Source organism: Citrobacter tructae (assembly GCF_004684345.1).
In the GTDB taxonomy this organism is placed as follows: Bacteria; Pseudomonadota; Gammaproteobacteria; order Enterobacterales; family Enterobacteriaceae; genus Citrobacter; species Citrobacter tructae.
This window is the reverse complement of sequence record NZ_CP038469.1, coordinates 678,179-703,617: the sequence shown is the minus strand read 5'-3', so window position 1 is coordinate 703,617 and position 25,439 is coordinate 678,179. Positions and strand designations below refer to the sequence as shown.

The following is a 25,439-nucleotide window of genomic DNA, read 5'->3' as shown; positions in this document are numbered from 1 at the left end:
ATAAAGCAATTTTAAAATCCGCAAGGAGTTTAGCGAAATGTCTCAGAACAAGGCTTTTAATACGCCATTTTTTCTGGCGATAATCTGTATTTACTTCAGTTATTTTCTGCATGGCATTAGCGTCATTACGCTGGCGCAAAATATGACATCCCTTGCAGAGAAGTTCTCCACCGATAATGCCGGGATCGCCTATTTAATTTCAGGCATCGGTTTGGGGCGAATGGTCAGTATTTTATTCTTTGGCGTACTCTCCGATAAGTTTGGTCGGCGGGCCATTATCCTGCTAGGCGTCATTCTTTATATGCTGTTCTTCTTCGGTATTCCCGCCAGCCCGAACCTGATGATTGCCTTTATTCTGGCGGTTTGCGTTGGCGTCGCGAACTCCGCACTGGATACCGGTGGCTATCCGGCATTAATGGAGTGTTTCCCCAAGGCGTCTGGTTCGGCGGTTATTCTGGTGAAGGCGATGGTGTCTTTTGGTCAGATGATCTACCCGCTGATTGTCAGTACCATGCTGCTTAATCATATCTGGTACGGCTATGCGGTGATTATCCCGGGCGTTCTGTTCGTCGTGATCACCTTAATGCTGCTAAAGAGTCGCTTCCCCAGCCAACTGGTGGACGCGGGTGTAGCGAAAGACCTGCCGCAGATGAACAGCAAACCGCTGGTGTGGCTGGAAGGTGTGGCGTCGGTTATGTTCGGCGTCGCCGCATTTTCGACCTTTTACGTTATCGTCGTCTGGATGCCAAAATACGCCATGGCGTTTGCCGGAATGACAGAAGCCGACGCGCTGAAAACAATCTCTTACTACAGTATGGGTTCACTGGTCTGCGTCTTTATTTTCGCCGCGCTGCTGAAGATATTGGTCCGTCCAATCTGGGCCAACGTGTTTAACGCCGGACTGGCAACCATTACGGCAGCGGTTATCTATCTCTACCCTTCGCCGCTGGTCTGTAACGCAGGGGCATTTCTCATCGGATTCTCTGCGGCTGGCGGTATTTTACAACTGGGCGTGTCGGTGATGTCGGAATTTTTTCCCAAGAGCAAAGCCAAAGTCACCAGTGTTTATATGATGATGGGCGGCGCCGCCAATTTTATTATCCCGCTGATCACCGGATATCTGTCTAATATTGGCCTGCAATACATCATTTTGCTCGATATGGTATTTGCCCTGCTGGCATTTATCACGGCCATTATCGTCTTTATCCGTTACTACCGCGTATTTGATATTCCGAAAAACGATGTGCGGTTGGGCGAGCGTTATTTTCAATAAATAGTTCTCAAGGAGTTTTAAATGGATGTCACTGCAAAATATGAACTAATTGGCCTGATGGCCTACCCAATCAGACACAGTCTGTCACCAGAGATGCAAAATAAAGCGCTGGAAAAAGCCGGGTTGCCTTTTACCTACATGGCATTTGAAGTCGATAACTCAACCTTTGCCGGGGCTATTGAAGGGTTGAAAGCGTTAAAGATGCGCGGTACCGGCGTCTCTATGCCCAATAAGCAACTGGCATGCGAGTATGTTGATGAATTAACCCCCGCCGCCAAACTGGTCGGTGCCATCAATACTATCGTCAATGACAACGGCTATCTTCGCGGCTACAACACCGATGGTACTGGCCATATTCGCGCCATTAAAGAAAGCGGCTTCGATATAAAAGGCAAAACCATGGTACTGTTGGGTGCGGGCGGTGCATCTACTGCTATTGGCGCGCAGGCTGCCATCGAAGGTATTAAAGAAATTAAGCTGTTTAACCGTAAGGATGATTTCTTTAACAAGGCGCTTGAATTCGCCAAACGCGTCAATGAAAACACCGACTGCGTGGTGACCGTTATCGATCTGGCCGACCAGCAGGCCTTTGCCGAAGCCCTGGCCAGCGCAGACATTTTAACCAACGGCACAAAAGTCGGTATGAAGCCACTGGAAAACGAATCCATTGTGAGCGATGAATCACTGTTACGTCCGGATTTACTGGTGACCGAGTGCGTCTACAACCCGCATATGACCAAATTACTGCAGCAAGCGCAACGTGCCGGTTGCAAAACGATTGATGGTTACGGCATGTTGTTATGGCAAGGGGCCGAGCAGTTTAAACTGTGGACCGGGAAAGATTTTCCGCTCGAATACGTTAAGCAGGTTATGGGATTTTCCGCCTGACGGGCAACGATCTGTAAATTTTTAAAGGGTAATTAATGAAAACCGTAACCGTAAGAAACCTCGTGATTGGCGAGGGTGCGCCGAAGATTATTGTCTCGTTAATGGGTAAAGACATCGCAACGGTAAGAACCGAAGCGCTGGCCTATCGCGAAGCAGACTTCGACATTCTGGAATGGCGTGTTGACCATTTTGCTGATGTCTCTTCTATTGACGCGATGCTGGAAGCTGCCCGTGCGATTCGCGAGGTGATGGGCGAAAAACCGCTACTTTTCACTTTCCGCAGCGCCAAAGAAGGCGGTGAACAGGCGCTATCAGTTGCAGACTATATTGCGCTTAACCGTGCGGCAGTGGATAGCGGACTGGTGGATATGATCGATCTGGAGCTGTTCACTGGCGATGAGCAGGTCAAAGCCACCGTCGAGCATGCGCACGCGAAGAATGTTTTCGTGATTATGTCGAATCATGATTTCCATAAAACACCGTCAGCGGAAGACATTATCCAGCGTTTGCGTAAAATGCAGGATCTGGGAGCAGATATCCCAAAAATTGCGCTGATGCCGCAAAATAAAACGGATGTTCTGACGCTGCTTAGTGCAACGCTTCAAATGCAGGAGCACTACGCTGACCGCCCAATTATCACCATGTCGATGGCCAAAACAGGCGTAATTTCGCGACTGGCGGGTGAAGTCTTTGGCTCTGCGGCAACCTTTGGCGCAGTGAAAAAAGCCTCGGCACCCGGACAAATTTCGGTTTCCGACCTGCGTACCGTTCTGACAATATTGCATCAAGCTTAATAACATAATATTTCAGCACTGTTTTAAATAATCCCCTGCCCTGTTATTCGTGTCATGACGAATATCGGGCAGATGGCTTAATATTTTCGCAATACGCATATTATTTTTATCGAATAAAACGATAGGCAGGCACTCGCCTGTCATCTGGAGTCTATATGAAGCTTAACAGACCTGAACGTATTGACGGTCGGGTGCCCGTATTATCGGCAGCCGACGCAATTGATTATATCCCTGATGAAGCCACACTCTGCGTATTAGGTGCCGGCGGCGGTATTCTGGAAGCCACCACGTTAATTAGCGCACTAGCTGATAAATATAAAAATAATCAATCACCACGCAATTTATCACTTATTAGCCCAACAGGACTGGGGGACCGCGCCGACCGGGGAATTAGCCCGTTGGCACAGGAGGGTTTAGTAAAATGGGCGCTGTGCGGACACTGGGGACAATCGCCACGGATCTCCGAACTCGCCGAACAAAATAAAATCACCGCTTATAACTATCCTCAGGGCGTATTAACCCAAACACTGCGTGCGTCAGCAGCTCACCAGCCGGGTATTCTGAGTGATATCGGTATTGGCACGTTTGTTGACCCCCGCCAGCAGGGCGGCAAACTTAATGACGTCACCACCGACGATCTGATCAAACTGGTGGAGATCGACAACAAAGAGTACCTCTACTACAAGGCCATCGCGCCAACCATCGCCTTTATTCGCGCCACGACCTGTGACAGTGAGGGCTATGCCACGTTTGAAGATGAAGTGATGTACCTTGATGCGCTGGTTATTGCCCAGGCCGTGCATAACAACGGCGGCATTGTCATGATGCAGGTGCAAAAAATGGTCAAGAAAGCCACCCTGCATCCGAAAGCGGTGCGTATTCCGGGCTATCTGGTGGATATCGTGGTGGTTGATCCTGACCAGACTCAACTGTACGGCGGAGCACCGGTTAACCGCTTTATTTCTGGCGACTTTGTCGTTGATGACAGCCAGCAAATCGCCCTGCCTCTCAATCAGCGTAAACTGGTTGCCAGACGCGCCCTGTTCGAAATGCGCAAAGGTGCGGTGGGCAATGTGGGGGTCGGTATCGCCGACGGTATTGGTCTTGTCGCGCGTGAAGAAGGCTGCGCCGACGACTTTATTCTGACGGTCGAAACCGGTCCCGTGGGGGGAATCACCTCACAAGGTATTGCATTCGGTGCGAATGTTAACACCCGAGCCATTATGGATATGACCTCTCAATTCGACTTCTATCACGGTGGCGGGTTGGATGTGTGCTATTTGAGTTTTGCCGAAGTGGATAGGCACGGCAACGTCGGCGTGCATAAATTCAATGGCAAGATTATGGGTACCGGTGGATTTATCGATATTAGCGCCACCTCTAAGAAAATTATTTTCTGTGGGACACTCACTGCCGGAAGCCTGAAAACAGAGGTCGCTGACGGTAAGTTAAATATTATCCAGGAAGGTCGGGTGAAGAAATTCGTCAGTGAATTACCCGAAATAACCTTCAGTGGAAAAATTGCGCTCGAACGCGGATTAGATGTGCGCTACATCACCGAACGCGCCGTCTTTACGTTAAAAGAGGATGGTCTCCATTTAGTGGAGATTGCTCCAGGCGTTTCTTTGCAAGAAGACATTCTGGACAAAATGGATTTCGCTCCGGTTATTTCCCCTGAGCTAAAACTAATGGATGAAAGATTATTTATCGATGCCTCAATGGGTTTTATCTTACCCAACGCCGCCAATTAAAAGGAGTATCCGAATGGACTTTTCTTTAACAGAAGAACAAGAATTGCTGCTTGCCAGCATTCGCGAACTGATCACCAGCAATTTCCCGGAGGAATATTTCCGGACCTGCGATCAGACGGCTACCTATCCGAAAGAGTTTATGCGTGCGCTTGCGGATAACGGTATTTCGATGCTGGGCGTACCGGAAGAGTTTGGCGGCATACCCGCAGATTATGTCACCCAGATGCTGGCGCTGATGGAAGTGTCAAAATGCGGCGCCCCGGCATTTTTAATCACTAACGGGCAATGTATTCACAGCATGCTCCGCTTTGGTTCCGCCGAACAGTTGCGTAAAACGGCAGAAAGCACCATGGAGACCGGCGATCCGGCGTATGCACTGGCTTTAACCGAACCAGGCGCTGGATCTGACAACAACAGTGCCACCACCAGCTACACCCGTAAAAACGGGAAAGTGTATCTGAACGGGCAAAAAACCTTTATTACCGGCGCTAAAGAGTATCCGTACATGCTGGTACTGGCACGCGATCCGGAGCCTAAAGATCCGAAAAAAGCCTTTACGCTGTGGTGGGTAGACTCCAGTAAACCGGGCATTAAGGTGAATCCGCTGCACAAAATCGGCTGGCATATGCTAAGCACCTGCGAAGTCTACCTCGACGACGTTGAAGTTGACGAAAGCGACAGGGTCGGCGAAGAAGGCATGGGCTTCCTCAACGTGATGTACAACTTTGAAATGGAGCGTCTGATCAACGCCGCGCGCAGCACCGGCTTTGCCGAGTGCGCCTTCGAAGATGCCGCGCGTTACGCTAACCAGCGTATTGCATTCGGTAAGCCAATAGGCCATAACCAGATGATCCAGGAAAAACTGGCGCTGATGGCGGTTAAAATCGAAAATATGCGTAATATGGTATTGAAGGTTGCCTGGCAGGCCGATCAGAAACAGTCGCTGCGAACCAGCGCTGCGCTGGCAAAACTGTACTGCGCGCGTACGGCAATGGAAGTCATTGACGACGCCATTCAGATTATGGGCGGTCTGGGTTATACCGATGAAGCACGTGTTTCCCGCTTCTGGCGCGATGTACGCTGTGAACGTATTGGCGGCGGCACGGATGAAATCATGATCTACGTTGCGGGTCGTCAGATCCTGAAGGATTATCAGAACAAGTAAGGGTAAATTACCCGGTAGGCGTAATGCTTACCGGGCACGCAGAAAACCGGTCATCAAACCTCCGGCATCAGACATTCCTGCTCAAGCAGATTGTTTTTAAACTGCTTGCGATAATCACTGGGAGAACAGCCTACATGTCGCTGAAAGAGTTTGGCAAAGTGATCGACATTTTCATATCCCACTCGCCACGAAATTTCCGCCAACGATGATTCGGTATTAGTCAGAGAAAACTTTGCCTCCGTCATTCGCCGTTGGATAACATAATTAATCGGTGAAATTCGATACTCTTTGGTAAATTCATGGCAAATGTAACTGACGCTGGCACGAAATTTCTTCGACAACTGTTCAAGCGTTATTTTTTCACGAAAATTGTTATTTAAATACACCAGCACATCTTTAATTAAGATGTCTTTTTTAATGTACCCTTGCTCCGAACGATACGCATTTTTGAAATTTTCATAATACAGTACGGTTAACGCATACGCGAAAGCATCGTATGCCGCCGAGGTCAGATTATTTTTGCTCTGTGGCAACATAATACTCAGTTCGTTAAAAATACTTTTGATCACCTCCTTCCCCTGTCCGGCGCTGATCACCGGGCATGAATGCGCCTGCAGCAGTTGGTTATCCTGCCAACCATTAAAGCGAAACCCTGCCAGTGCGCAGGTGTAGGTGGTGGCTGGTGCGTTACTGTCAGAAGCGACCGCGTGCAGTCGGCCTTGCTCTATCACCACAATATCGCCTGCATGAGCGACATACAGTGACGAGTCGATAATGAATCTGGCAACACCCTTTTTGACATAAATGAGCTCTGTTTCATTGTCATGAACATGGTGACCAGACGCCCAGTTCGGATCGTCACTAATGACGAATCGTGAAAACTTAGGGGTTTTCCCCTGCTCAAAAAGGGTTTCCATGGCATTATCAAAACATCGTTGATACATGACAACCTCCACCTTAAGACCGGAAATTTTAGGATAAGCAATAGCGATAAATTAAAGCGACTGAGCATGTTATACAACGTTATTTCATACTAACGAAACAAAATTATTGGTCCCATCTGCAAGATGATACGCGCAGCATTAAGGTGTTATCTTCATAATCTATTTATATTTTAAAAAGCATAAAAATGATAAATGTTATTATTCACCCGTTAGTCATTTACATAATAGAAACATAAGCAACCAGATATTGCTTAAAAACATGATGCATTTCTCAATTACTCCACACCGCGATCCTCTTCTATTTATTTCTGCCGTTCATGACATTTAAGCGACGCTTATCAGCAAAGCGCCCTGTCGACACTTTTTTTTGCAAGATTGTTGGAAACGAAAACAGATTGTCCCGTCGAAAATACCACTCACCTACCGCACACTAATTTCAGTCAACTTTCCCTACTGTCGATAATGACGCGCCCCGTCATCATCTGAACACGACTCACCGGAGATGCCATGAAAATAGTCACCTGCTTTAAGTTGGTCCCTGAGGAACAGGACATTGTTGTTACGCCGGAGCGCTCACTTAACCTTGACAGAGCCGAAGCCAAAATCAGTCAATTTGACCTAAATGCCATCGAAGCCGCAGCGCAACTGGCTGCAGAAGGTGACGAGATCGTCGCCTTAACGGTTGGCGGTTCGCTGTTACAAAACTCCAAAGTGCGTAAAGACGTGCTATCCCGCGGCCCGAACAGCCTGTTTATGGTACAGGATGCGCAACTGGAACATTCACTGCCCAGAGACACCGCCCAGGCGCTGGCCTGCGCTGCTACGAAAATTGAATTTGACCTGATGTTATTCGGTGAAGGGTCGGGCGATCTCTACGCCCAGCAGGTGGGCTTGCTGGTGGGCGAACTCCTGCAGCTCCCCGTCGTCAACGCGGTGAGCAAGATTCAACGCCACGGCGAACGCATTCTGGTCGAGCGTGCGCTTGAGGACGAAATCGAAGTGCTTGATCTCCCGCTCCCCGCCGTGCTTTGCGTCACGTCAGATATCAACACGCCGCGCATTCCGTCAATGAAAGCCATTCTTGGTGCCGGCAAAAAAACCGTCACTCCCTGGCAAGCCAGCGATATTGGCTGGACGCCAGTGCCACCGTTAGCGGAACTGGTGGCAATAACGGTTCCACCACAAACCGAGCGTAAACGTATCATTCTGGAAAATGACTCAGCAGAAGCGATCGCTGAACTGGCCGACCATCTGAAAAAAGCGCTGAACTAAGCCCAACGGAGAGATATCATTATGAGTAAATTAGCCAACGTCTGGGTATTTAGCGATAACGCTGAACGCTATGCAGAATTAATGACCGGCGCGCGCCAGTGGGGTGAACAGGTCCATATCATTGTGCAAGGTAGCGAACAGGCAAGCCAGGTTCTGCCGCTGGGAGCCGATACCATCATCGTACTCGAGCAACCCTCTGGACTACAGCGCATTGAAAACTATGCCGAAACCCTCGCGTCCCTGCTGCAAGAACACAACGGTTTACTGCTGATGCCCGCCACCAAGCGCGCGAAATCCCTTGGTGCGCGCTTAAGTATTCAACTCAATGCAGCGATGGTGAATGACGCAACCTCGGTGAGCCTCGATGCTGGCGCATTGTTCGCCGAACACCGTATGTATGGCGGACTGGCATTCGGGAAAGAAAAGCTCAATAGCGCACTAGCGATTATCACGCTCGCTCCCGGGGTGCTGGAGCCGGTCGAGACCAACCCAGCACACACCTGCCCGGTGATCGCTGCGCCGTATATCGTCCCACGCCATGAAATTATGTGTCAGGAACGTCGCGCCAAATCGCTGAGCAGTGTGGATCTCAGCAAAGCGAAGCGCGTGGTGGGTGTTGGCCGTGGCCTGGTGGCGCAAGACGATCTGGAAATGGTGCATAAACTGGCGGCCGTACTGGGTGCTGAGGTGGGTTGTTCACGACCGATTGCCGAAGGCGAAAACTGGATGGAGCGCGAGCGTTACATCGGCGTTTCCGGCGTACTGCTGAAGTCTGACCTGTACCTGACGCTGGGCATCTCAGGGCAAATTCAGCATATGGTCGGCGGCAATGGCGCAAAAATCATCGTTGCGATTAATAAAGATAAAAAAGCCCCCATTTTCAATTATGCCGATTACGGCCTGGTGGGCGATATCTACAAAGTTGTGCCGGCCCTTATCGAACAGTTAAGCCACTAACCCTCATCATTTAACCATCTATCCCGCTGCCCTCGCAGCGGGAAGGGAGCATAAGCATGTCAGATGAAAAATTTGATGCCATTGTGGTCGGTGCTGGCGTGGCGGGAGCGGTAGCAGGCTATGTGATGGCTAAGGCCGGACTGGACGTGCTGGTCATTGAGCGCGGAAACAGCGCGGGCAGTAAAAACATGACCGGCGGGCGACTCTATGCACACAGTCTTGAGCGCATCATGCCAGGATTCGCTCAGGAAGCGCCCATCGAGCGCAAAGTGACGCGTGAAAAAATCTCATTTCTCACTGAGGAAAGCGCTGTCACCCTCGACTTCCATCGTGAAAAAGATGATGTTCCGGCGCAGGACTCCTGGACGGTTTTACGTAGCCGTTTTGACCCATGGCTCATGGATAAAGCCGAACAGGCTGGCGCGCAGTTTATTCCAGGCGTCCGCGTCGATGCATTAATCCGCGAAGGCAATAAAGTGACGGGCGTTCAGGCCGGTGACGATGTTCTGGAAGCCAATATCGTCATCCTTGCCGACGGCGTTAACTCCATACTGGGCCGCTCGCTCGGCATGGTTCCCCCCTCTTCAGCACACCACTATGCCGTTGGCGTTAAAGAGTTGATTGGCTTGCCGCCCGCTGTCATTGCGGATCGCTTCAATCTTTCTGGCAATGATGGCGCGGCCTGGCTGTTTGCCGGTTCCCCTTCGAACGGAATGATGGGCGGTGGCTTCCTGTACACCAACCGGGATTCGATTTCTCTGGGACTGGTCTGTGGTCTGGGCGATATCGCTCATGCGACAAAGAGCATTCCGCAAATGCTGGAAGACTTTAAGCAGCATCCAACAATTCGTCCGCTGATTGCTGGGGGCGAGTTGCTGGAATACTCAGCGCACATGGTGCCGGAAGGCGGTCTGGCGATGGTGCCCAAACTTGTCGATGACGGTGTGATGATCGTCGGCGATGCTGCCGGTTTCTGCCTGAACCTGGGTTATACGATTCGCGGCATGGATCTGGCAATAGCCTCCGCAGAGGCGGCGGCTAAAACGGCTATCGCTGCGAAAGAACGCCAGGATTTCTCCGCCAACAGCCTAATGGATTACAAACGTGCCCTCGAGCAGGGTTGCGTAATGCGCGATTTACAGCATTTCCGCAAGATCCCGGCGCTGATGGAAAACCCACGTCTGTTCACCCAATACCCACGCATGGTAGCGGATATCATGAGCGATATGTTCACCGTGGACGGACGCCCGACACCGCCGATGCGCAAAAGGATCATGCCCCATGTAAAACGCATTGGATTAATAAACTTACTGAAGGACGGTATTAAGGGAGCGACCGCGCTATGAGCCAGGACAACACCGTAAACGTTGACGTCAAGCTGGGCGTCAATAAATTCAACGTCGATGAAGGGCATCCGCACATTATTCTGGCCGCCCACCCGGACCTGAATGAGTTTCGAAAACTGCTTTATGCCTGCCCCGCCGGGCTGTACAAGCAGGACGATGACGGAAATATCCATTTTGATTCTGCCGGATGTCTGGAGTGCGGAACCTGCCGGGTGCTGTGTGGCGAAACAATCCTCGAACAATGGGAGTACCCGGTCGGCACCTTTGGCGTCGATTTTCGTTATGGGTGACGGATGTTGCATGTTGCAGGCCGGATAAGACGCAGCCGCCATCCGGCAAGATGTATGCCGCAGTAATCCAGGGACAAACCAATGAGTGTCACATTAACGTTTAACGCCGAGCGTCGTAACGCCTGGCGACAGCAAGGCCTGTGGGGAGATGCCTCACTGGGCGATTACTGGAGCCACACCGCCCGGGCCGTACCGGATAAAATCGCTGTGGTTGATAATCACGGCGATTCCTACACCTACGCCGCACTCGACCGTGCCGCCAGTAGTCTGGCCAGCTGGTTTTTAGCCAGTGGGATTCAACCCGGCGATCGAGTTGCTTTCCAGCTTCCTGGCTGGTGTGAATTTACGGTGATTTATCTGGCCTGCCTGAAAACCGGAGCCGTCTCCGTACCGCTACTTCCGGCCTGGCGCGAAGCGGAACTGGTGTGGGTACTGAACAAATGCAAAGCGAAGCTCTTTTTTGCGCCGACCCTGTTTAAACAGACCCGACCGGTGGATCTAATCCTGCCTTTACAGAATCAGTTGCCACATCTGTTACAGATTGTCGCGGTGGATAAACTGGCTCCGGCAACGGCCTCACTGGCGCTAAGCCAGCTACTGACCTCCCCGCCGTTAACCCAGGCTGTTAGCGTACACGCCGACACGTTAGCCGCCGTGCTGTTCACCTCCGGCACCGAGGGAATGCCGAAGGGAGTGATGTTGACCCACAACAACATTCTTGCCAGCGAACGCGCCTACTGCGCCCGCCTTAACCTCAACTGGCAGGATGTTTTTTTAATGCCTGCGCCGCTGGGGCACGCCACCGGTTTTCTGCATGGCGTCACGGCCCCGTTTTTAATTGGCGCGCGCAGCGTGCTGCTGGATATATTTACCCCGACAGCCTGTCTTGATCTGCTGGAGCAACAGCGCTGTACCTGTGTTCTCGGCGCAACACCCTTCGTCTATGACATGTTGTGCTGCATGGAAAAGCAGCCTTACGACCTCACCTCGCTACGTTTCTTTTTATGTGGCGGTACCACCATTCCGCAGAAAATTGCCCGAAACTGCCAGCAGCGCGGCATTAAGCTGTTAAGCGTTTACGGTTCGACTGAAAGCTCACCGCATGCTGTGGTGAATCTTGATGATTCACTTTCACGCATGATGAATACCGATGGCTACGCCGCTGCGGGCGTCGAAATTAAAGTGGTCGATGAAGCACATAATACGCTGCCGCCGGGCGTTGAGGGCGAAGAAGCCTCACGCGGACCTAACGTCTTTATGGGCTACCTTGATGAGCCAGAAATGACCGCCCGCGCGCTGGATAAAGACGGCTGGTACTACAGCGGCGATTTATGCCGCATGGACGACGAGGGCTACATTAAAATCACAGGACGTAAGAAAGATATTATTGTGCGTGGTGGAGAAAATATCAGCAGCCGCGAGGTCGAAGACATTTTATTGCAGCATCCACGTATTCACGATGCCTGCGTGGTGGCGATGCCGGACGAGCGTTTAGGGGAAAGGTCGTGCGCATACGTGGTGCTTAAACCGCCGCATCACTCGCTGTCGCTGGAGTCGGTGGTGGCCTTCTTTAGCCGCAAGCGGGTAGCAAAGTACAAATATCCGGAACATCTTGTGATTGTCGAGACGTTACCGCGCACAGCCTCCGGCAAAATCCAGAAGTATCAGCTTCGCCAGGACATTATTCAGCGTTTGAACGTGGAGAGTATTACAGAGTAAAGTGCCGGATGGCGGTGTAACGCCATCCGGCATGATGTTACTTGTTCAGTTCAGCCAGGCTCAGCCAGGTCTGTACGACGGTGTCAGGGTTCAGTGACAGGCTGTCGATCCCCTCTTCCATCAGCCAGGCCGCGAAGTCTTCGTGGTCAGATGGACCCTGACCGCAAATACCCACGTATTTACCCTGTTTCTTGGCCGCGCGAATCGCCATCGACAGCAATGCTTTCACCGCATCGTTACGCTCATCAAACAGTTCAGAAACCACACCGGAATCACGGTCCAGACCCAGCGCCAGCTGCGTCATGTCGTTAGAACCGATGGAGAAGCCGTCGAAGTGCTCAAGGAATTGCTCAGCCAGCAGGGCGTTGGATGGGATCTCACACATCATGATGATCTTCAGCCCGTTCTCGCCACGTTTCAGCCCCTGACGCGCCAGCTCATCCACCACCGCTTTTGCCTGGGCCACAGTTCGTACGAACGGTACCATCACTTCAACGTTGGTCAGTCCCATTTCGTTGCGCACGCGTTTCACCGCGTCACATTCGAGGGCAAAACAGTCGCGGAAGCTATCTGAAACATAACGACCCGCGCCACGGAAGCCCAACATCGGGTTCTCTTCATGCGGTTCATAACGCTCGCCGCCGACCAGGTTGGCATATTCGTTGGACTTAAAGTCCGACATACGGACAATGACGCGTTTTGGATAAAACGCCGCGCCCAGCGTCGCGATCCCTTCGGTCAGACGGCCAACGTAGAATTCACGCGGGGAATCGAAACCTTTCATCATCGCGCGGATTTCGTTTTGCAGCTCTGGCGTCTGGTCATCGAATTCCAGCAATGCGCGAGGGTGCACACCAATCATACGGTTGATGATAAATTCAAGACGCGCCAGCCCGACACCTTCGTTTGGCAGGCAGGCGAAGTCGAAAGCGCGGTCCGGGTTACCGACGTTCATCATCACCTTCAACGGCAGATCCGGCATAGTTTCGACGCTGGAGCTTTTGACGCTAAAGTCGAGCATGTCAGCATACACGTAACCGGTGTCACCTTCGGCACAGGAGACGGTGACCTTCTCACCTTCCTTGATGCGATCGGTAGCATCGCCACAACCAACCACCGCCGGGATCCCCAATTCACGAGCAATAATCGCAGCGTGACAGGTACGACCGCCACGGTTGGTGACAATAGCCGACGCTTTTTTCATGATCGGTTCCCAGTCCGGGTCGGTCATGTCGGTTACCAGTACGTCACCAGGTTCAATGCGGTTCATTTCGCTGATGTCATGAATGACCTTCACCGGGCCCGCGCCGATGCGGTGGCCGATAGCACGGCCTTCAGCAATGATTTTACCCTGCGCATGCAGCGTATAACGCTCCATTACCTGACCGCGAGAGCGGACGGTTTCCGGACGCGCCTGCACAATGAACAGCTTGCCGGTGTGACCGTCTTTCGCCCATTCGATATCCATCGGACGACCGTAGTGCTTCTCGATTTGCACCGCTTGCTTCGCCAGTTCCTGCACTTCCTCGTTCGTCAGTGAGAAAACATCGCGCTGTTCCTGCGGCACATCTTCGATGGTCACCTGTTTGCCGTGTTCCTGGGTCGGCGCGTAGATCATGCGAATTTTTTTCGAACCCATGGTGCGACGCACGATAGCCGGGCGGTTAGCCGCCAGGGTCGGTTTGTGCACATAGAATTCATCCGGGTTAACCGCACCCTGCACCACCATTTCGCCCAGCCCCCATGCGGAGGTGATAAACACCACCTGATCGAAGCCGGACTCGGTGTCGATAGAGAACATGACGCCCGAAGAGGCCAGGTCAGAGCGTACCATCCGCTGAACGCCAGCAGAGAGTGCCACGCCACGGTGGTCATAACCCTGGTGCACACGGTAAGAGATTGCGCGGTCGTTAAACAGCGAAGCAAAGACGTGCTTGATTGCCACCAGCACAGCATCAAAGCCCTGGACGTTGAGGAAAGTTTCCTGCTGGCCCGCAAATGAGGCATCTGGCATATCTTCTGCAGTAGCGGAGGAGCGTACGGCAAAAGAAGCATTGGCGTCGTCCGCGGAAAGCTGCGCGTAGGCATCACGGACGGCATTTTCCAGCTCAGGCTGGAAAGGAGTGTCGATAATCCACTGGCGGATCTGCGCCCCGGCTTTGGCAAGCTCGGTGACATCGTCGATATCCGTTTTATCCAGCAGTTCATAAATGCGCTGGTTTACACCGCTTTGGTCCAGAAACTGGTTGAACGCATCGGCGGTCGTTGCAAAACCATTCGGTACGGAAACACCCATACCTGAAAGGTTAGTGATCATTTCACCCAGGGAGGCATTTTTGCCTCCAACTCTGTCTACATCATTCATGCCGAGTTGGTTATACCAAAGCACCAGCGGTGACGAGCCATTGTTGGACATCGAACAATCCTTATATATGAACGAGGTTAGGAAACTCAATTTTGCGTAATTATCTTGGCATATTTACTGCGGCGAAAAAAACGGTGAATCGTTCAAGCAACTTTATTTTTTATTTTTTAAGATTGTTTCCGCATTTGCGCAAACCCGCGAACGACACGGGATCACCACAAAAACAGTCGGTATAAACATTCGTTCCGAAAAATGAAATGTACTTTTCAGTAAATATAAAAATAGCGTTTCATTTTATAAAATAGCTGCCGAAATATTCGCTTCTGCCGAATTTTAATTTATGCTTTCAGAGAATTATGTCTGCCCCAGGATGAGCAAAATGGATAATGCTGTTGATCGTCACGTATTTTATATTTCTGATGGTACGGCCATCACCGCAGAGGTATTGGGCCACGCGGTGATGTCGCAATTTCCGGTCACGATCAGCAGCATTACGCTGCCGTTTGTTGAAAATGAGAGCCGCGCCCGTGCGGTGAAAGACCAGATTGACGCCATTTACCAGCAAACTGGCGTACGCCCGCTGGTGTTCTATTCCATCGTGTTGCCTGAGATTCGCTCCATCATTTTGCAAAGCGAAGGGTTCTGCCAGGATATCGTCCAGGCGCTGGTCGCCCCGCTGCAACATGAGATGAAACTCGACCCCACGCCGATAGCCCATCGTACGCACGGACTGAATCCCGGCAACCTCAATAAGTACGATGCGCGTATTGCCGCCATTGATTACACCCTCGCTCACGATGACGGTATTTCGTTGCGCAACCTCGATCAGGCACAGGTTATTCTGCTCGGCGTCTCCCGCTGCGGTAAAACGCCGACCAGTCTGTATCTGGCGATGCAGTTTGGCATTCGGGCAGCGAACTACCCCTTTATTGCCGATGATATGGATAACCTGGTGCTGCCTGCGTCGCTAAAACCGCTACAGCATAAACTGTTTGGTCTGACCATTGATCCGGAACGCCTGACGGCGATCCGCGAAGAGCGCAGAGAAAACAGCCGTTACGCCTCGCTGCGCCAGTGCCGGATGGAAGTCGCCGAAGTGGAAGCGTTATATCGCAAAAACAAGATCCCATGGCTTAACAGTACCAACTATTCGGTAGAAGAGATTGCCACCAAGATCCTCGACATTATGGGGCTGAATCGCCGAATGTACTAGAATGCTAGTGCATGAGTTCAATTTTTTGTTATCATGCTCGCCAGTAGGCAGGATGGATTGTGTTATTGTGATGTACATCACTTCCCGGCAGTCCTGCCGTTGAAGCAACAAATTTTTGAGACACGTAATGAACAGAACTGATGAACTCCGTACTGCGCGTATTGACAATCTGGTCACTCCCGCTGAGCTGGCGCAACGGCATCCTGTTTCGTCCTCCGTCGCCCATCACGTGACGGATTCCCGACGCCGGATAGAAAAAATACTGAATGGTGAAGATCCTCGTTTACTGGTGATCGTTGGCCCCTGCTCGATTCACGACCTTGATGCAGCCATGGAGTACGCCACGCGCTTGCAGACGCTGCGCACCAGGTACCAGGCACGCCTGGAAATCGTGATGCGTACCTATTTTGAAAAACCGCGCACCGTCGTCGGCTGGAAAGGTTTAATTTCCGACCCAGATTTGAACGGCAGCTACCGCGTTAACCACGGCATTGAGCTGGCGCGTAAGCTTTTGCTACAGGTCAACGAGCTGGGCGTCCCCACGGCTACCGAATTTCTCGATATGGTCACCGGCCAGTTTATTGCCGATCTGATCAGTTGGGGCGCTATCGGCGCACGTACCACCGAAAGCCAGATCCACCGTGAAATGGCCTCCGCGCTCTCCTGCCCGGTCGGATTTAAAAATGGTACCGATGGTAATACACGTATCGCCGTCGATGCGATTCGCGCCTCCCGCGCCAGCCATATGTTCCTCTCACCGGATAAAACCGGTCAGATGACCATCTATCAGACCAGCGGCAACCCGTACGGGCACATCATCATGCGCGGCGGTAAAAAACCAAATTACTTTGCGGAAGATATTGCCGCCGCCTGCGATACGCTGCACGAATTTTCGCTGCCCGAGCATCTGGTGGTCGATTTCAGTCATGGCAATTGCCAGAAACAGCATCGTCGCCAGTTGGAAGTGTGCGATGACGTCTGTCAGCAAATTCGCAATGGTTCGACGGCCATCGCCGGAATTATGGCAGAGAGTTTCCTGCGCGAAGGTACGCAAAAAATCGTCGGCGGTCAGCCGCTGGTTTACGGTCAGTCCATTACTGACCCGTGTCTGAACTGGGAAGATACTGAACTGCTGGTCGAAAAACTGGCCGCTGCGGTAGATAGTCGCTTCTAACCTTTTCGCCGGGTAGCATGATGTTGCCCGGTGACAATCTCTTGTTTTTCCCTCGTTTTCTGCGCAAAAACTGCTCTCGTCACAATTTTTTCACAAAAAGGCTTGCCGCCAATTTTTACTTTGATGATAATGATTATCATTGTTACATTGATTGTTATTTTTAAACACTATGTCACGTATGGATAACACAACGGCAACGCCTGCAAAAAAGAATACACCACCCTCTGCCACCCCCGCTGAGCGTCGAATTGACAGTAAAAGCTTATTGGGCGACGAAGGACGCGTGATCATTGAGCATGACGGGCAGCATTATTTGCTGCGTCAGACGCATGCCGGAAAACTGATCTTAACAAAATAAACCAACACATTTCGCCAGCCACCCAGGTAATCCCCAGGCAGCCAGCGCTTTTCGAGTTTCTTATGGAGAGTTGCTATGCCTTACCTGCACACCGCAAGTTTGCGCCCATCGCTGCTGGCGCTGGCGATCGTCGGCAGTCTTCCAGCTGCCGCGTATGCGGCGGTTGAAGATATGACCGTTATCGCCACCGGCAATGCCCGCAGTGCCTTTGAAGCGCCGATGATGGTCAGCGTTATCGACGCGACGGCCCCGGAAAATCAAACCGCCAGCTCGGCCGCTGACCTGCTGCGCAAAGTGCCAGGTCTGACCCTTGACGGCACCGGTCGTACCAACGGTCAGGACGTCAATCTGCGCGGCTACGACCGACGCGGCGTGCTGGTGCTGGTTGACGGAGTTCGTCAGGGCACTGATACCGGACACCTCAACAGCACGTTCCTCGATCCCGCCCTCATCAAGCGTATCGAAGTGGTGCGTGGCCCGTCGGCACTGCTGTACGGCAGCGGCGCACTGGGCGGCGTCATTGCCTATGAGACGGCGGATGCCAAAGACCTACTAGAATCGGGGAAAAACAGCGGTTATCGCGTGTTCGGCACCGCCGCAACGGGTGACCATAGTCTCGGTATGGGTGCCAGCACGTATGGCCGCACGGATACGCTGGACGGGCTGCTGTCCTGGTCCAGTCGTGACCGTGGTGACATACGTCAGAGCAACGGCACCACCGCGCCGAACGACGAAGCAATCAACAATATGCTGGCGAAAGGCAGTTGGAAAATTGACAACGCCCAGACGCTGGCCGGTTCGCTGCGCTATTACAACAACGATGCGCAGGAACCAAAAAACCCGCAGGCCAGCGACGCAAATAGCAGTAACCCGATGACTGACCGCTCGACGATCCAGCGTGATGCCCAACTGACCTACTCGGTAGCCCCAGCAGATAACGACTGGCTGAATGCCGATGCTCGCATTTACTGGTCTGAGGCGCGCATTAATGCGCAAAACCCGGATGCCACCGGCGAGTTTCGTAAGCAAACCACCAAAGGTGGGAAAATTGACAACCGCACGCGTCTGTTTAGCGACGCCTTTGCGGCGCATCTGCTGACGTATGGCGGCGAATATTATCGTCAGGAACAGCGACCGGCTGGTGCCACCACCGGTTTCCCGCAGGCGAAAATTGATTTCAGCTCCGGCTGGCTACAGGATGAAATCACCCTGCGCGACCTGCCGGTGACATTGCTGGGCGGCACGCGTTATGACTCCTATCGCGGTAGCAGCGACGGTTACGAGGATGTTGATGCGGATAAATGGTCTTCCCGCGCAGGAATGACCGTAACCCCAACCAACTGGCTGATGCTGTTTGGATCTTACGCTCAGGCTTTCCGTGCACCGACCATGGGCGAAATGTACAACGATGCAAAACACTTCTCCATCGGCCGCTTCTACACCAACTACTGGGTGCCGAATCCAAACCTGCGTCCGGAAACCAACGAAACTCAGGAGTATGGCTTCGGTCTACGCTTTGACGATCTGCTGCTGGCGAACGATACCCTTGAATTTAAAGCCAGCTATTTCGACACTAAAGCAAAAGACTATATCTCCACCAGCGTCGATTTCGCCGCCGCAACGACCATGTCCTATAACGTTCCTAACGCCAAAATCTGGGGCTGGGACGTGATGACAACCTACTCCACCGATCTGTTCAGCCTGGATCTGGCCTATAACCGCACGCGCGGCAAAGATAGCGACACTGGTGAATACATTTCCAGCATTAACCCGGATACCGTCACCAGCAAGCTGAACGTGCCGGTCGCACACAGCGGTTTCTCAGTCGGCTGGCTCGGCACCTTTGCCGATCGTTCAACCCATATCAGCAGCAGCTACACTAAACAGCCCGGTTATGCGGTAAATGACTTCTATGTCAGTTACCAGGGCCAGCAGACGCTGAAAGGCATGACCACCACACTGGTGCTTGGCAACGCCTTCGACAAAGAGTATTGGTCGCCGCAAGGCATTCCGCAGGATGGGCGCAACGGCAAAATTTTCGTGAGTTATCAGTGGTAATCACTTTGCCCCGGTATGCCGGGGCAGTAATCAGGAAGGAAGAGGCAATGAATCACTACACACGCTGGCTGGAACTGAAAAAAGAACATCCTGGAAAATACGCCCGTGACATCGCAGGTTTGCTGAATATCAGCGAAGCTGAACTCACCTTTGCGCGCGTTGGGCATGATGCCTGGCGCCTGCGCGGCGAGGTGCGTGAGATCCTCGGCGCACTGGAGACTGTAGGCGAAACCAAGTGTATCTGTCGCAACGAATACGCGGTGCATGAACAAATCGGCGCGTTTACCAATCAACACCTGAACGGTCATGCCGGACTGGTGCTGAATCCGCGCGCCCTCGATCTGCGCTTGTTCCTGAATCAATGGGCCAGCGTATTTCATATCAGTGAAACTACCGCTCACGGCGAGCGCCAGAGCATCCAGTTTTTTGATAATCAAGGCGACGCATTACTGAAGGTGTACACCACGCAGAATACCGATATTGCTGCATGGGGCACACTGCTGACCCGTTTCATCTTCGCAGAAAACCCGCCACTGTCACTGCAAACCGTCGAAATCGCCGTTCCTACCGTTAACGTGGACGCCGCGACGGTGGATAAAGAGTGGCGCGCCATGACCGATGTACATCAGTTCTTCGGCCTGCTGAAACGCCACAACCTTACCCGTCAGCAGGCTTTTAGCCTTGCAGGCGACGATCTGGCCTGTAAGGTTGCTAACGGCGCGGTGGCACAACTGCTGGAAACCGCGCGTCAGGATGGCAACGAAATTATGGTATTTGTCGGCAACCGCGGCTGCGTGCAGATTTTTACCGGCGTGGTAGAAAAACTGGTGCCAATGAAAGGCTGGCTGAATATTTTCAATCCGACCTTTACGCTGCATCTGCTGGAAGAGAGCATCGCCGAAACGTGGGTCACACGTAAGCCAACTGCCGAGGGGCATGTGACCAGTCTGGAACTGTTTGCGGCAGACGGTACGCAAATCGCCCAGTTGTATGGACAACGAACGGAAGGTGAGCAGGAACAGAAGCAATGGCGTGCGCAGATCGATGCGTTAACACAGAAAGGGCTGGCCGCATGAAAAAACTGCTGGTACTGATTGCGCTTCTGCCATTGATGGCGCAGGCAGCGCCCGAGGAAAGAGTGATTGCCCTCGGCGGTGATGTGACAGAGATTGTCTATGCGCTGGGGGCGCAGTCATCCCTTGTGGCGCGCGACAGCACCAGCCAGTGGCCGGAGGCGGCAACCGCATTGCCGGACGTGGGCTATTTGCGCCAACTCAACGCAGAAGGGATCCTTGCCACCCGCCCGACGCTGGTTCTGGCCAGCGCACAGGCGCAGCCTTCATTGGTGCTCAAACAGGTCGAGCAAAGTAAGGTCAGCGTCGTTACGGTACCGGCAGGTAACGCGCTAAGCGTGATTGATGAGAAAGTCCGGGTGATTGCGCAGGCGACCCACCGTGAGGCACAAGGCGAGGCGCTGCGCCAAAGCTTACGCCAGGCGCTGACCGCATTGCCCTCATCCAAACTCAACAAACGCGTGCTGTTTATTCTCAATCATGGCGGAATGACCGCCATGGCTGCCGGACAGCAAACCGGGGCCGATGCCGCCATTCGTGCCGCCGGCTTGCGCAACGCCATGCAGGGCTTTAACCGCTACCAGCCCTTATCTCAAGAAGGGGTGATTGCCAGCCAACCCGATCTGGTTGTGATTTCTCAAGACGGTGTCAAGGCGATGGGCGGTGAAGAGAATCTGTGGGCGCTGCCTGGGCTTGCGCAAACACCTGCCGGTCGCAATAAGCAGGTGCTGCAAATTGACGACATGGCATTGCTCGGCTTTAGCGTTCGTACGCCGCAGGCCATCCAGCAACTGCGTGCCAAAGCAGAGCAATTGCCCTGATGTCCCGGAATATCACCTGCTCTTTGTGGATGCTGGCCGCTACGCTGGTCGTGATGACGGTTGTGGCCACCGGTTTTGGCGCATTGCGTTTGCCGGTAAGCCTGTTCTGGCGCGATGGCGATGACGCGCTGCGTCAAATCTGGTTCATCATTCGTCTTCCACGCGTTCTGCTGGCACTGGCGATTGGCGGTTCTCTGGCGCTGGCGGGTTGTGTGATGCAGGGGTTGTTCCGCAATCCGCTTGCCGACCCGGGACTGCTGGGGATCAGCAGCGGTGCCGCCTGCGCCGTCGCGTTGTGGGTGGTATTGCCTGTCACCTTACCCGCACTGCTGATGTTGTATGCCCCCATGCTGGCAGCGTTTCTCGGCGCTCTCGCCGCTACCGTGGTGATTTTTATCCTCAGTCAACAACGCGACGGTTCACTCTCGCGCCTGTTGCTGGTGGGCATTGCTATCAATGCACTTTGTGGGGCTGCGGTCGGCGTATTGTCATGGATCAGCAATGATGCACAACTGCGCCAATTGTCGCTATGGGGAATGGGTAGCCTGGGCTCCGCGCAGTGGTCTACTCTGCTGGCGGTCACTTCGCTGATGCTACCCACGGTATTCATCGTCTGGCGTTTAGCCTCGGCGCTGAATCTGCTGCAGCTCGGTGAGGAAGAAGCGCACTATCTTGGCGTTGACGTGCGATGGGTGCAGCGTATTTTACTGCTTTGCAGCGCACTGTTAGTTGCCGCCGCCGTCGCGGTTAGCGGCGTGATTGGATTTATCGGCCTGGTTATCCCGCATTTGATGCGCATGTGGCTTGGCTCCGATCATCGGGCGGCGATCCCAGGATCTGTCCTGGCGGGGGCGTTTTTACTGCTGATCGCCGATACCCTCGCGCGAACTGCCGTTGCCCCCGCTGAGATGCCTGTTGGTTTGTTAACCAGTATTCTGGGAGCACCGTGGTTTTTGTGGCTTATTTTTCGTCAGCGAGGTTCGAATGGCTGAACATTTTCTTGCCGAAGCACTGCACTATCGCGTGGCGGACCGGTCGGTAATTCGCGACGTGTCGCTGTCGCTTACAAAAGGTGAACTGGTGGCTCTGATCGGACCCAACGGCGCAGGAAAATCGACCTTGCTACGACTGCTGACCGGTTTTCTTAAACCCGATGCCGGGCATTGTTTACTGGACGGGAGATCACTTGGTAACTGGAGTACACAAGCGCTGTCGCGTCATCGTGCGGTCATGCGTCAGCAAACGCAGGTGGGCTTTGACTGGCAGGTCGAGGCCGTGATCGCCATGGGGCGCACGCCCTGGACCCAACGGCCCGAACCGGCGCTTATCGCTCAGGTGATGGCGCTAACCGGATGCACTCCGCTGGCTGGCAGGCACTACGCCGCGCTTTCCGGCGGCGAGCAGCAGCGAGTACAGCTTGCCCGTGCGCTGGCACAATTGTGGAGCAACGGCGCACCACGCGGATGGCTATTCCTCGATGAACCCACTTCAGCGTTAGATCTCTATCACCAGCAGCATCTGTTGCGATTGTTAACGTCGCTAACCGCTGGAGGGGAATTACATGTGTGCATCGTCCTTCACGATCTCAATCTTGCAGCGCTGTGGGCTGACAGGATTGTCCTGCTCCATGATGGACGTATTGTGTCCCAGGGGACGCCGAAAGCCGTGTTACAGGCCGATGACCTGATGCGCTGGTACGGTGCCCAGCTTCACGTTGGCCAGCACCCGGTCAACGCGTCGCCACAGGTTTTTCTCGCTCCCTAGCTTGAACAACTGACTTCCAGTCGTTTACCCCAGTCGGGGGGACGGCTGACATAGTCGTCATCTCTCTCGGCATACGGTGTACGCAACGCGATGTGTAATCGATGCAGTTCGGCATAATCCCCCTGCTCTGCCTGGCTTATTGCCCGCTGCGCCAGCCAGTTGCGTAATACCATTGCCGGGTTCGCTGCTTTCATTTGCGCCTGTCTTATTTCATCAGCCACGTTGTCCTGCTGCAAACGTGAGCGATAGCGCGCAAACCAGCCATCAAATGCCGCACGGTCGATAAACTCATCGCGCAACGGTGAAGACCTGCTGTGCTGCTCCGTCACGCTCAACATACGAAATGTTCGCGTAAAGTCGCTCCTTTCCCGCGCCATCAGGCTAAACAGTTCGCTGAGCAATTCGTTATCGTTTTTTTGCTCGCTAAAGAACCCCAGCTTTTGTCGCATCCGTTGTCCATAACGGGTCAACAGCGCCAACTGGTAGCTATCCAGTGCGTCATTGAGCGCGTCGACGGCAATAAAAGGCGACAGGGTTTGCGCCAGTCGCTGCAAATTCCACAGCGCTGCAGCCGGTTGATTATCGAAACTGTACCGTCCCTGGTGATCCGAATGGTTACAGATAAAATCAGGTACATAATCATCCAGAAAACCGAATGGACCGTAATCCATCGTCAGTCCCAGAATCGACATGTTGTCAGTATTCATCACCCCGTGCGCAAATCCTACCGCCTGCCAGTCGGCGATTAACGTCGCGGTACGCGTGACCACGTCCTGAAACCACAATTGATATTTATCCGCTTCATCCTGCCAGTGCGGCCAATAATAGCGGATCGCAAAATCGGCCAGCTGGCGTACTTTTTCCGGTTCACGCCGATAGTAGAAGTGTTCAAAGTGACCAAAGCGCATGTGACTTTGCGCCACGCGGATAAGCATCGCCCCTGCTTCAGCCGTTTCACGGTAGACCTGCGTATCGCTGGTGACAACCGACAGCGCCCGGGTGGTGGGGATCCCCAGGTAATGCATGGCTTCGCTGGCCAGGCTTTCGCGAATCGTCGAGCGCAGTACCGCACGCCCATCACCCATGCGGGAATATGGCGTTAATCCGGCCCCTTTCAGATGCCAGTCAAGCGTCGTGCCATCGGCGAGCAGTTGTTCGCCCAGCAAGATCCCGCGCCCGTCACCAAGCTGGCCAGCCCAGACGCCAAACTGATGCCCGCTATAAACCTGGGCCAACGGTGACATGCCGGGAAGTAGTGATTCACCGCCCCAAACGCCTGCGCCATGTTCACTGTTAAACAGCACAGCAGGGATCCCTGATTGCTCAGCAAGAACTTCGTTATGCCAGATAACGCGCGCATTTTTTAGGGGAGTGGGCGAAAGTGCTGTATAGGTTGCTGGTAACTCATCACGCCAGCGGGTAGTAAAAGACAGGGTCATAGGGCCTCCTGTCACTAGTGTAGACTGTTAATGATTGGTTAAACACCGGCAAATACAAAGGTTATCCCTGTATCAACGAGATTATCTGCGCAGGCGAAACCGCTGGCCATAATGCCCCCTGCATGGCGCTGAACCCCAGGGGCAATACCCGTTCGAGCATCTCCTGCGTATCAATACCGCTAATGATTATTGATTCACAGCTTGGGGATATTTGCGCATGGATAGCGCGCATAAAAGGCTCAAACGAGTTTTGCGCAATCCTTTGTTGAATAAAGTTTTTATCCATTACGACACGTTTGAAAAGGCCATCAAAAATTGCGCGCGTGGATATGCCCGCAGCGCCAAAGTTAGTCAGAACTAATGGAAATCGCGCCGCTAATGCCGCCAGCGTAGGATTTTCTTTACCCTTGTTTAACTCGGGGTAACTTTCATTAATGGTAAATTCAATAAATGGAAATCGTTCAATGCGTGAAGCATATTCCGCTTCTGATAATAAAGCATTAGCCACTGCTGGGGTTAAATTAATCCAGGCAGGAATCTTACGTTGAATAAAAAAATGTTGGCATGTTTCGATTAATTCAAGTTTTTCGATAAATAAACGACACTGCTCATCGTCTGACATCTGAGGCATGACCAACCCGGTAGGCATGCGCACAACGCCATCTGAGCTGACAAAGTGGGTGAGGATTTCTACGAACTCAAGGTCACCTTTTTCACTTCTCGCAGGAAGAAAAGAGAACTCAGAATGATAAAGATTATCCAGTGAAACTATCAT

The 25,439-nt window shown here is 52.8% G+C and carries 22 protein-coding genes; 18 read left to right on the top strand and 4 right to left on the bottom strand.

What is annotated here, in order from left to right:
* The first annotated feature begins 37 nt into the window (after positions 1-37).
* From E4Z61_RS03990 to E4Z61_RS03970, 5 genes are all read left to right on the top strand, one after another.
* Positions 38-1,273 (top strand): MFS transporter, encoded by a 1,236-nt coding sequence (locus E4Z61_RS03990; protein WP_135321634.1) that lies wholly within the window; start codon positions 38-40, stop codon positions 1,271-1,273.
* A gap of 21 nt (positions 1,274-1,294) precedes the next feature.
* Positions 1,295-2,161, top strand: coding sequence for a quinate/shikimate dehydrogenase (ydiB, locus tag E4Z61_RS03985; protein ID WP_135321633.1), 867 nt, complete (start codon positions 1,295-1,297; stop codon positions 2,159-2,161).
* Positions 2,162-2,196: 35 nt separating this feature from the next.
* Positions 2,197-2,955, top strand: coding sequence for a type I 3-dehydroquinate dehydratase (aroD, locus tag E4Z61_RS03980; protein ID WP_135321632.1), 759 nt, complete (start codon positions 2,197-2,199; stop codon positions 2,953-2,955).
* Between the two features lie 155 nt (positions 2,956-3,110).
* Complete coding sequence (locus E4Z61_RS03975) at positions 3,111-4,706, top strand: acyl CoA:acetate/3-ketoacid CoA transferase (protein ID WP_135321631.1); 1,596 nt, start codon at positions 3,111-3,113, stop codon at positions 4,704-4,706.
* Between the two features lie 13 nt (positions 4,707-4,719).
* A complete protein-coding gene (locus tag E4Z61_RS03970; protein ID WP_135321630.1) occupies positions 4,720-5,871 on the top strand; it encodes an acyl-CoA dehydrogenase in 1,152 nt (383 codons plus the stop codon).
* 53 nt (positions 5,872-5,924) lie between these two features.
* On the opposite strand, the gene E4Z61_RS03965 is transcribed toward E4Z61_RS03970, so the two are convergent.
* A complete protein-coding gene (locus E4Z61_RS03965) occupies positions 5,925-6,815 on the bottom strand; it encodes an AraC family transcriptional regulator (protein WP_135321629.1) in 891 nt (296 codons plus the stop codon).
* A gap of 507 nt (positions 6,816-7,322) precedes the next feature.
* Here E4Z61_RS03965 and E4Z61_RS03960 point away from each other — a divergent pair.
* The 5 genes from E4Z61_RS03960 (at position 7,323) to fadK (ending at position 12,399) form a co-directional block, all read left to right on the top strand.
* Positions 7,323-8,087: an electron transfer flavoprotein gene (locus E4Z61_RS03960; RefSeq protein ID WP_135321628.1), complete on the top strand. Its 765-nt coding sequence runs from the start codon at positions 7,323-7,325 to the stop codon at positions 8,085-8,087.
* Between the two features lie 21 nt (positions 8,088-8,108).
* On the top strand, positions 8,109-9,044 hold the full coding sequence (locus tag E4Z61_RS03955) for an electron transfer flavoprotein subunit alpha (protein ID WP_135321627.1): 936 nt from the start codon (positions 8,109-8,111) through the stop codon (positions 9,042-9,044).
* A 56-nt stretch (positions 9,045-9,100) separates the two neighbouring features.
* Positions 9,101-10,390: an FAD-dependent oxidoreductase gene (locus tag E4Z61_RS03950; RefSeq protein WP_135321626.1), complete on the top strand. Its 1,290-nt coding sequence runs from the start codon at positions 9,101-9,103 to the stop codon at positions 10,388-10,390.
* Entirely contained in the window at positions 10,387-10,680 is a 294-nt protein-coding gene (locus E4Z61_RS03945; protein ID WP_135321625.1) for a ferredoxin family protein, read from the top strand. Before E4Z61_RS03950 ends, E4Z61_RS03945 begins: the two co-directional genes overlap by 4 nt.
* Positions 10,681-10,761: 81 nt before the next feature.
* Positions 10,762-12,399, top strand: a complete 1,638-nt coding sequence (gene fadK, locus E4Z61_RS03940) for a medium-chain fatty-acid--CoA ligase (protein WP_135321624.1) — start codon at positions 10,762-10,764, stop codon at positions 12,397-12,399.
* Between the two features lie 37 nt (positions 12,400-12,436).
* Here fadK and ppsA read toward each other — a convergent pair whose 3' ends face one another.
* Positions 12,437-14,815: a phosphoenolpyruvate synthase gene (ppsA, locus tag E4Z61_RS03935; protein WP_135321623.1), complete on the bottom strand. Its 2,379-nt coding sequence runs from the start codon at positions 14,813-14,815 to the stop codon at positions 12,437-12,439.
* Between the two features lie 328 nt (positions 14,816-15,143).
* Between ppsA and ppsR the strand changes: the two genes are divergently transcribed.
* The 8 genes from ppsR to E4Z61_RS03895 all read left to right on the top strand — a co-directional run bounded on the left by ppsR (position 15,144) and on the right by E4Z61_RS03895 (position 23,225).
* On the top strand, positions 15,144-15,977 hold the full coding sequence (gene ppsR, locus E4Z61_RS03930) for a posphoenolpyruvate synthetase regulatory kinase/phosphorylase PpsR (RefSeq protein ID WP_135321622.1): 834 nt from the start codon (positions 15,144-15,146) through the stop codon (positions 15,975-15,977).
* Positions 15,978-16,104: 127 nt separating this feature from the next.
* Positions 16,105-17,151 carry a 3-deoxy-7-phosphoheptulonate synthase AroH gene (gene aroH / locus E4Z61_RS03925; protein WP_135321621.1) on the top strand — a complete coding sequence of 349 codons (1,047 nt, stop codon included), beginning with the start codon at positions 16,105-16,107 and terminating at the stop codon, positions 17,149-17,151.
* Positions 17,152-17,320: 169 nt separating this feature from the next.
* Positions 17,321-17,509 (top strand): hemin uptake protein HemP, encoded by a 189-nt coding sequence (gene hemP, locus E4Z61_RS03920; RefSeq protein WP_135321620.1) that lies wholly within the window; start codon positions 17,321-17,323, stop codon positions 17,507-17,509.
* 75 nt (positions 17,510-17,584) lie between these two features.
* Positions 17,585-19,567 (top strand): TonB-dependent hemoglobin/transferrin/lactoferrin family receptor, encoded by a 1,983-nt coding sequence (locus tag E4Z61_RS03915; protein WP_135321619.1) that lies wholly within the window; start codon positions 17,585-17,587, stop codon positions 19,565-19,567.
* Between the two features lie 47 nt (positions 19,568-19,614).
* On the top strand, positions 19,615-20,643 hold the full coding sequence (gene chuS, locus E4Z61_RS03910; RefSeq protein ID WP_135321618.1) for a hematinate-forming heme oxygenase ChuS: 1,029 nt from the start codon (positions 19,615-19,617) through the stop codon (positions 20,641-20,643).
* Positions 20,640-21,461 (top strand): heme/hemin ABC transporter substrate-binding protein, encoded by an 822-nt coding sequence (locus tag E4Z61_RS03905; RefSeq protein ID WP_135321617.1) that lies wholly within the window; start codon positions 20,640-20,642, stop codon positions 21,459-21,461. The genes chuS and E4Z61_RS03905 overlap by 4 nt, the downstream gene beginning before the upstream one ends.
* Complete coding sequence (locus E4Z61_RS03900) at positions 21,461-22,453, top strand: FecCD family ABC transporter permease (protein WP_135321616.1); 993 nt, start codon at positions 21,461-21,463, stop codon at positions 22,451-22,453. Before E4Z61_RS03905 ends, E4Z61_RS03900 begins: the two co-directional genes overlap by 1 nt.
* Entirely contained in the window at positions 22,446-23,225 is a 780-nt protein-coding gene (locus tag E4Z61_RS03895; RefSeq protein WP_135321615.1) for a heme ABC transporter ATP-binding protein, read from the top strand. The genes E4Z61_RS03900 and E4Z61_RS03895 overlap by 8 nt, the downstream gene beginning before the upstream one ends.
* Here E4Z61_RS03895 and selO read toward each other — a convergent pair.
* Both selO and E4Z61_RS03885 read right to left on the bottom strand, forming a co-directional pair.
* A complete protein-coding gene (gene selO, locus E4Z61_RS03890) occupies positions 23,222-24,664 on the bottom strand; it encodes a protein adenylyltransferase SelO (protein ID WP_135321614.1) in 1,443 nt (480 codons plus the stop codon). The genes E4Z61_RS03895 and selO overlap by 4 nt on opposite strands.
* Before the next feature lie 61 nt (positions 24,665-24,725).
* Positions 24,726-25,439, bottom strand: coding sequence for an EAL domain-containing protein (locus E4Z61_RS03885; RefSeq protein WP_135321613.1), 714 nt, complete (start codon positions 25,437-25,439; stop codon positions 24,726-24,728).